This is a genomic window from Gemmatimonadales bacterium (assembly GCA_030697825.1).
GTDB lineage: Bacteria > Gemmatimonadota > Gemmatimonadetes > Gemmatimonadales > JACORV01 > JACORV01.
The window spans coordinates 1-6,308 of the sequence record JAUYOW010000251.1 but is presented as its reverse complement, the minus strand read 5'-3'; the positions used below and the strand labels follow the sequence as shown (position 1 = coordinate 6,308).

Genomic DNA, 6,308 nt, shown 5'->3' with positions numbered 1-6,308 from the left:
GCGACCAGCGCCGAGCCGTCGTGCAGCAGGATGTTCTCCGGCTTGATGTCCCGGTGCACCACGCCGTGCCGGTGCGCGTAGTCGAGTGCGCCGGCCACCTCGCGCGCGATCCGCACCGCGTCCTCGACCGGCAGCTGGTGCTCGCGCGTCAGTCGGTCGCGCAGGCTCTCGCCTTCGACGTACGGCATCACGTAGAAGACCAGTCCGTCGGCCTCGCCCGAGTCGTAGAGCGAGAGGATGTGCGGGTGCTGGAGGTTGGCGGTGGTCTTGATCTCCGCGAGGAACCGCTCGGCGCCGAGGATGGCGCTGAGCTCGGGCCGCAGCACCTTGAGCGCGACCTTGCGGTCGTGGCGCACGTCGTGCGCGAGGTACACGGTGGCCATGCCGCCCGCGCCGAGCTCGCGCTCGATCACGTAGCGGTCGGCCAGGGCAACCGACAGGCGCTGCACGGCGTCCGTCAAACTGGTGCCTCTGAAGGAAGGAGAAAGGGCGGAACGAACATACCGGCCCTGACCGGGGCCGGCCAGTCTCGGTCAGGCAGGGCGCGTGCTCGGGGATACGAGGCGCCTGGCGATCGGCACCCCGTTACGGCTCCTGGAAGTCCTGGGCTTGCTTCCATTCGCCCTCGACCCCGAGCCGCGCGGCCCAGCGCTCGAGTTCCGGACGATCCACCAGGTCTCCGCTGATGCGCAGCATCTGATGGATATCACGCAGATGGCGATCCGACTTGCCCATCTGATAGTAGCGAAGCTTGCTCAGCATCACGGCTTCGATCGGCGCCAGGAAGACGTCGTCATCCTCGATGCGCCTCACGGCCTTGTGCGCGAATGACCAGGCATTGAGCGCATCGCTGCCCGCCAGATAGACATCCGCCCGCATGGCCGTCTGGTGATGGATAACGTTGAAATGCCCGTGTGCCGCCCGCCCGCTCTCTTCCTCGATCACTTCCACCGGGGGAACGTAGAACTCCTCGGCGGACCAGGCTTCGGCGAACCGCCGGGCGTCTCGCGGTCGGAGTTCGATCACGAGGTCGATGTCGCGGGTGAACCGCGGCTCGCCATAGACGACCGACGCCACGCCGCCCGTGACAATGTAGGGAATGCGAAGCTGGTTGAGGGGTCGAACGAAGAGCGCGATGAGACTCGCATCGGTCATTGCGGATCGCGGCGGAAGATCTCCCGGACCTCCGCCTCGACCTGCTCGGGAGACCACTCCAGGTGACGAGCCCGGACCCCGGCCGAGGTGAGGGACCACGCCTGGCGCCACAGCGCGTGCATGCTCGCCACCTTCTCGGTAGCGGTCATGGCGCGGAGCCGCGTCAACTCGAGGTCGAGCACCGATGGCATGACTCAAATAGTGGTACGCTGGTCTGGCACAAACAAGGCGGCAGCGATCCAATCCTGCTCCATGAGGCGGACGGTGTCGGGCATCGGCGTCAAGAATGCGCCCGATCGAGTGGATGCCGCCAGCGCAGCCCCGGGAAGCGGGCGTAGTCGCGGTCCGTCGTCACGAACTCGCAGCCGGACTCGATGGCGAGGGCGGCCAGCCAGGCGTCCGGTACCAGGTTGCCGCGTGCCTCAGCCTCCCGGCACAGCCGGGTGAAGATGCTCCAGTGGCGCGCGCCGGGCGCGAGGGGGACGGCGTTCGTCCGTTCCCGGAACGCGTGCGCGAACGCGAGCGCCGGCTCGAGCGGCGTCGGCGGGTGGAAGACCCGGGGATGCGTCACGATACGAAGGAACCCTGCGAGCACGTGATCCGACACTGCGTAGGCCTCGGCCGACCCCACCATCGCGTCCAGCCACGCCCGATGTGCGGCGTGATCGGGCGCAGCGGCGCGGAACGCGTAGACAAGGATGTTGACATCAGTGAGCCGCATCGCCCCCCTCCATCAGGTCGAGCAGGCTCGCCGTGTCGTCGAGGTCCACGCCGGGCTGGAGGTGCCCACCCTTGAAGACCGGCAGCGGCCCGACCGCCGGCTTGCGCGAGGCCGGCCGGCGGATCAGCGACTCGAGGGCTTCGAGCCCGCGACGCAGCACATCGGACTTGGTCGCATCGAGGTGGGACGCGAGCCGTTCCAGTCGCTCCCGATCCGGGGGCTCCAGGTAGACCTGCACGGGCTCGGCCACGCGGCCGGCCTTCCGGGGCAGATCATGACGTGCTTTCATGACATCATGATAAGCGACAGGCCCCGCCGCCGCAACTCGCGGCGCGCCCGGGCGCGCTCAGCGGTCAGCGAGCGCCGTTCCCGAAGATCGACCTACCACCGGCACACCTCGACATCGGTCTGCGAGAAATCGTCACCCACGAACAGCAGCGGCTCGCCCCGCGCCACCGACAGGGCGTAGCTGAAGCAGCCGCCGAAGTTCAGCGCCGCCGGATGCCGGCCGCGCCCGAACCGCAGCGCGGCATCGCGGGCGAGCGCCACCTGCTCCTCGCCGACCGGCACGACCTCCGCGCCGATGCTCCGCAGCAGCCGATCGAGTTGGGGATCGCCCGCCTCGCCGTAGCGACCCAGGAGGACCAGTGACGCCTCGACGACGGTTGCCGCGGACACCAGGCGGGTGCGGTCGGCCTCCACCGCCGACACCAGCCGATCCGCTGCGGGCTGGTGCATCAGGATCGCCAGCATGGCCGAGGTATCAATGACCATCGGTCAATGCGGGAGGCCGTGCTCATCGTAGCCCACGATCTCCTCGGGCGAGCGTCGGTCGAGCACCGGCAAACTCGCGAGGCGCTCCTGGATGCGCCGGACTTCGACGCCGATGCCTCGGCGAGATCGGTGCGATTCCCGTTCGAGGCGGTCGCGCAGCGCACGGCGGATCGCCTCGGTCAGGGACTCACCGGTGGCTGCGGCGAGGGCGCGTGCCAGGCGGTCGGTCTCCGGATCCTTGATACTGATAGCCATGTCTAGCTTTCTATAAACTGGTATGTAACTCTAGACAGGACATTGCCCCAACGCAAGGGCGATGGCCATGCCACCCATGCTTGCAATCATACCGCCGCGCCCAGCTCCAGCTCGATGACGTAGCGGTCCGCGAGCGCGGTGGCCAGGCGCGAGGTGTCGGTCAGGCGCGAGGCAGTTCGCCGAGGGCGTCGAGGTCCGCGAGGTCCTTGGGCCGTCCAGAGGCACGTTTGTTGGCGATCAGGGCTTCGCGCCCGATGAACGGTACCGAACGCCCATGTACGTCGTGTTCGCTGCGTGCTGCCCAGGCAGCGGCGAAGTCCGGAACGCCGGAAATGTCAGTCAGCACATCCACCCGGACGGGCGGCACGCCGAGCTGCACCACGGTTGCGCGATCAGCGAAATCGGTCTGCTCGAGGCGCAGGGCGTCGAGCGGCGCGCCGAAGGCGGTGAGGGCACGCCATACCCGCTCGGCGTTCCCGTGCGACGGCTCCACCCAGACGTCGAGATCTCGCGTGGCGCGCGGCACGCCGTGGACGCCCATCGCGTGTGCGCCCACAACCAGGAAGCGCACCTCGGCATCCAGCAGCGCGAACAGCAGGTCAGTCCAATCGTCTCTCACGAGCGACGGATCACGCGGATGGGCATCTCGGCGCGGGAATACGACGGCAGCGGCTGGCCGGACAACTCCCACATCCAGGCGGTCAGCTCCCAGACCATCTCGAGTCGCTGCTCGGGAGTCGTGACGGCCGAGAGGTCGTCGCCGGGCGGTTCTTCTCCCAGGCGATAGACGTGCGCCTGCCAGTTCCGGCGCGCGGCGGCGCGGGCTTGGGGGGTGTCGTCGCTCACCGTTGCGAATCTACGGCCGGAGGGCCGTGCGGCAAGCGGCTACGGCGTCCGTCATTCGCTCACCGCCGTTGCGAGCGCAGCTGGTCGAACCAGTGCAGGACAACGTTCAGCGGCGTCCCCTCCAGCGCGGCCTCCGGCGTGCGCACCATCACGAACCCCTGGCCATCCGGGGCCACATCCCAGTTCGTTACGTTACTGGTCGTGAACCGGCCGCCGAACAGCGCGCGCGGCGCTCCGGCACGGAACTCCGGTCCCGGCGTGACGGGCACCACGTACACGGAATCGCGGCTCCGGAAGAACAACTCGCGGCCACTGCGCGCCCAGCGCGGCTCGGCGCCGCCACCGGTGGAGACCCGCGTACGCCCACTCCCTTCCGCGAGGTTGCGAACGTAGATCTCCGACGCGCCGGTCTCGTTCGAGGCGTACGCCAGCCACCGGCCGTCGGGCGACACTGCGGGGTTGCGCTCGTCGAACGGCGTCACGAGGAGCGCCCGCGCGGCCTGCGGGCTGTCCACGGGCATGATCCAGATGTCGCGGCCCGTCTGCGGGTGCGACTCGCGGAACACCAGCCGGTGGCCGTCGGGCGTCGGGCTGGACTCAAAAGTCGGGCTTGGCCGCGTCAGCAGCGACTCCGGCCGGCCGCTGCCGTCGGTCACGATGGTGTACAGGGCGATCCCGCCGGCAGCCGACTGGCGACCGTAGACCAGTCGGCGGCCGTCCGGCATCCATTCCGCGTCGGAGCTCGCCGTGTCGAAGGTGATCCGCTGGAAGTTGTGCGCCCCGAGGTCCCACACCCAGACGTCACCGGGAAAGGTCCCGGACGCGCGACGACCAAGGTCTTGGATCGTCACGGCGATGCGGCGACCATCCTGGGAGAACCGTGGTCCTGCATACCTGGCCGGGGCGGCCGGCAGCGACTGCGCGCGACCATCACGGTCCACCAGGACGAGTTCCGACTGGGCGGCCGAGCCACTCAGATAGGCGAGCGAACCGGTGCGCGCGATCCCCAGCTTGGCGACTTGCGCGGGGCCCAGCCGCACGTTGTCGGTGATCGGCTGCGGCGCGCCGGTGAGGCGCAGGCGCCGCGCGTCAAACGGCACCGCGAACAGCGTGCCGTCCTGCTCGGCGTACACCAGGTATCCGCCGTCCACGTAGTGTGGGCTCATCCCCCGCTGGCCAAGCGGCGTCACGACGCTGTCCCGGAGCGTGACCGCCCGCAGGCTCGGGCCGGAGTCCGTGATGGCCGTGAACACCGCGGCACGCCCGCCGGGCAGCAGCTCCGGGAACCGGTAGGCTTCGCGGCGCGATGAATCGGGCACCGCGACGTCCGTCGGCTGGCCCCCGGCCGCGGGTACCCGCCGCACTCGTCCGGCCTGGCTGAACACGATCACGTCGCCGTCACCCCACGAGGCTCCGTAGAACGCGCCACTGGCGTCGCAGATGGTGACCACGGCCCCGCCGGCCAGCGCGACCTTGCGGAGCTTGTTGTCCTGGACGAAGCCGAGCCATTGGCCGTCGGGGGAGAAGAAGGGCTGGATCGCATCGACGGTTGCCGGGATCGGTACGGGGTCCACGCGGTCGAGTCCGCGCAGGAACAGGTGCCGGGCGCCCGCGGAGTCCTGGCCCAGGTAGACGATCCGCGATCCGTCCGGCGACAGCGCGATCGGCGAGCCGGTCGCGTCCGTCGCCGCGGCGCCGCGACCGAAGCTCAGGGTGAAGCGCTCGGCCGGCGGCGGCACCGGCCGCGGCTGATGGGTCACGAGCCAGGCACTCGTGCCGATACCCGCCACGGCGAGCAGCCACGGCACACCGCGCAGCACGCGCTGCCCTGCCGTCGTACGCGCCACGGCGCGCGAGGCGGCTGTCCCCGCACGCGTCGCCGGCCTGGCGTAGTCGGTCTTGCCCAGCGCCTCGGCGAACTGCGCCGCCGAGGCGAACCGGTCCGCCGGCAGCTTCTGCAACGCGCACTGCACCGCCGCCTCCACGTGCGGCGGGATCGTCTTGCGCTGGAGCGTCAGCGAACGCGGCTCCTCCGTCATCACCCGGGCGATGATCGCCTGCGCCGTCGCGCCCGTGAAGGGCGGCTCGGCCGTCAGCATCTCGTACAGCACGCACCCCAGCGCATAGATGTCGGCCTTGGGCGTGATCTCCCGCTCCCCCATCGCCTGCTCGGGCGCCATGTAGTGCGGCGTGCCGAGGCTCATCCCGGTCTCGGTCATCCTCGTGCCGCCCTCACTGCGCGAGGCGGCCAGCGCGATGCCGAAGTCCGCCACCATCGCGTGCCCGCCATGCAGCAGGATGGTCTCGGGCTTGATATCGCGGTGCACGATGCCGTGGCCGTGCGCGTACTCCAGTGCGTCGGCCACCTCGCGCGCGATCCGCACCGCGTCCTCGACCGGGAGCTGCTTCTCGCGCGTCAACCGGTCTCGAAGCGATTCGCCCTCGACATAGGGCATCACATAGAAGACGAGGCCGTCGGCCTCGCCCGAGTCGAACAAGCTCAGGATGTGCGGGTGCTGGAGGTTGGCGGTGGTCTTGATCTCGGCCAGGAACCGCT

General features: G+C 69.7%; 10 protein-coding genes. All 10 read right to left on the bottom strand.

All coding sequences use genetic code 11. From position 1 onward, the window contains the following. Nucleotides 1-461 (bottom strand): serine/threonine-protein kinase (locus Q8Q85_12830; protein MDP3775139.1); only part of this gene is annotated, 461 nt, incomplete at its 3' end. 124 nt (nt 462-585) lie between these two features. After that, entirely contained in the window at nt 586-1,155 is a 570-nt protein-coding gene (locus tag Q8Q85_12825) for a nucleotidyl transferase AbiEii/AbiGii toxin family protein (GenBank protein MDP3775138.1), read from the bottom strand. Further along, complete coding sequence (locus Q8Q85_12820) at nt 1,152-1,346, bottom strand: hypothetical protein (GenBank protein ID MDP3775137.1); 195 nt, start codon at nt 1,344-1,346, stop codon at nt 1,152-1,154. Before Q8Q85_12820 ends, Q8Q85_12825 begins: the two co-directional genes overlap by 4 nt. An 89-nt stretch (nt 1,347-1,435) precedes the next feature. Further along, on the bottom strand, nt 1,436-1,876 hold the full coding sequence (locus tag Q8Q85_12815; GenBank protein ID MDP3775136.1) for a type II toxin-antitoxin system VapC family toxin: 441 nt from the start codon (nt 1,874-1,876) through the stop codon (nt 1,436-1,438). Beyond that, nucleotides 1,863-2,165 (bottom strand): hypothetical protein, encoded by a 303-nt coding sequence (locus Q8Q85_12810; GenBank protein ID MDP3775135.1) that lies wholly within the window; start codon nt 2,163-2,165, stop codon nt 1,863-1,865. Before Q8Q85_12810 ends, Q8Q85_12815 begins: the two co-directional genes overlap by 14 nt. Nucleotides 2,166-2,257: 92 nt before the next feature. Continuing rightward, nucleotides 2,258-2,650 (bottom strand): type II toxin-antitoxin system VapC family toxin, encoded by a 393-nt coding sequence (locus tag Q8Q85_12805; protein ID MDP3775134.1) that lies wholly within the window; start codon nt 2,648-2,650, stop codon nt 2,258-2,260. A gap of 3 nt (nt 2,651-2,653) precedes the next feature. Next, a complete protein-coding gene (locus Q8Q85_12800) occupies nt 2,654-2,905 on the bottom strand; it encodes a type II toxin-antitoxin system VapB family antitoxin (GenBank protein ID MDP3775133.1) in 252 nt (83 codons plus the stop codon). Nucleotides 2,906-3,065: 160 nt separating this feature from the next. After that, nucleotides 3,066-3,524, bottom strand: a complete 459-nt coding sequence (locus tag Q8Q85_12795; protein ID MDP3775132.1) for a hypothetical protein — start codon at nt 3,522-3,524, stop codon at nt 3,066-3,068. Then, a complete protein-coding gene (locus Q8Q85_12790) occupies nt 3,521-3,751 on the bottom strand; it encodes a hypothetical protein (GenBank protein MDP3775131.1) in 231 nt (76 codons plus the stop codon). Before Q8Q85_12790 ends, Q8Q85_12795 begins: the two co-directional genes overlap by 4 nt. Nucleotides 3,752-3,810: 59 nt before the next feature. Then, a partial coding sequence (locus tag Q8Q85_12785) for a protein kinase (GenBank protein MDP3775130.1) occupies nt 3,811-6,308 on the bottom strand: 2,498 nt, incomplete at its 5' end.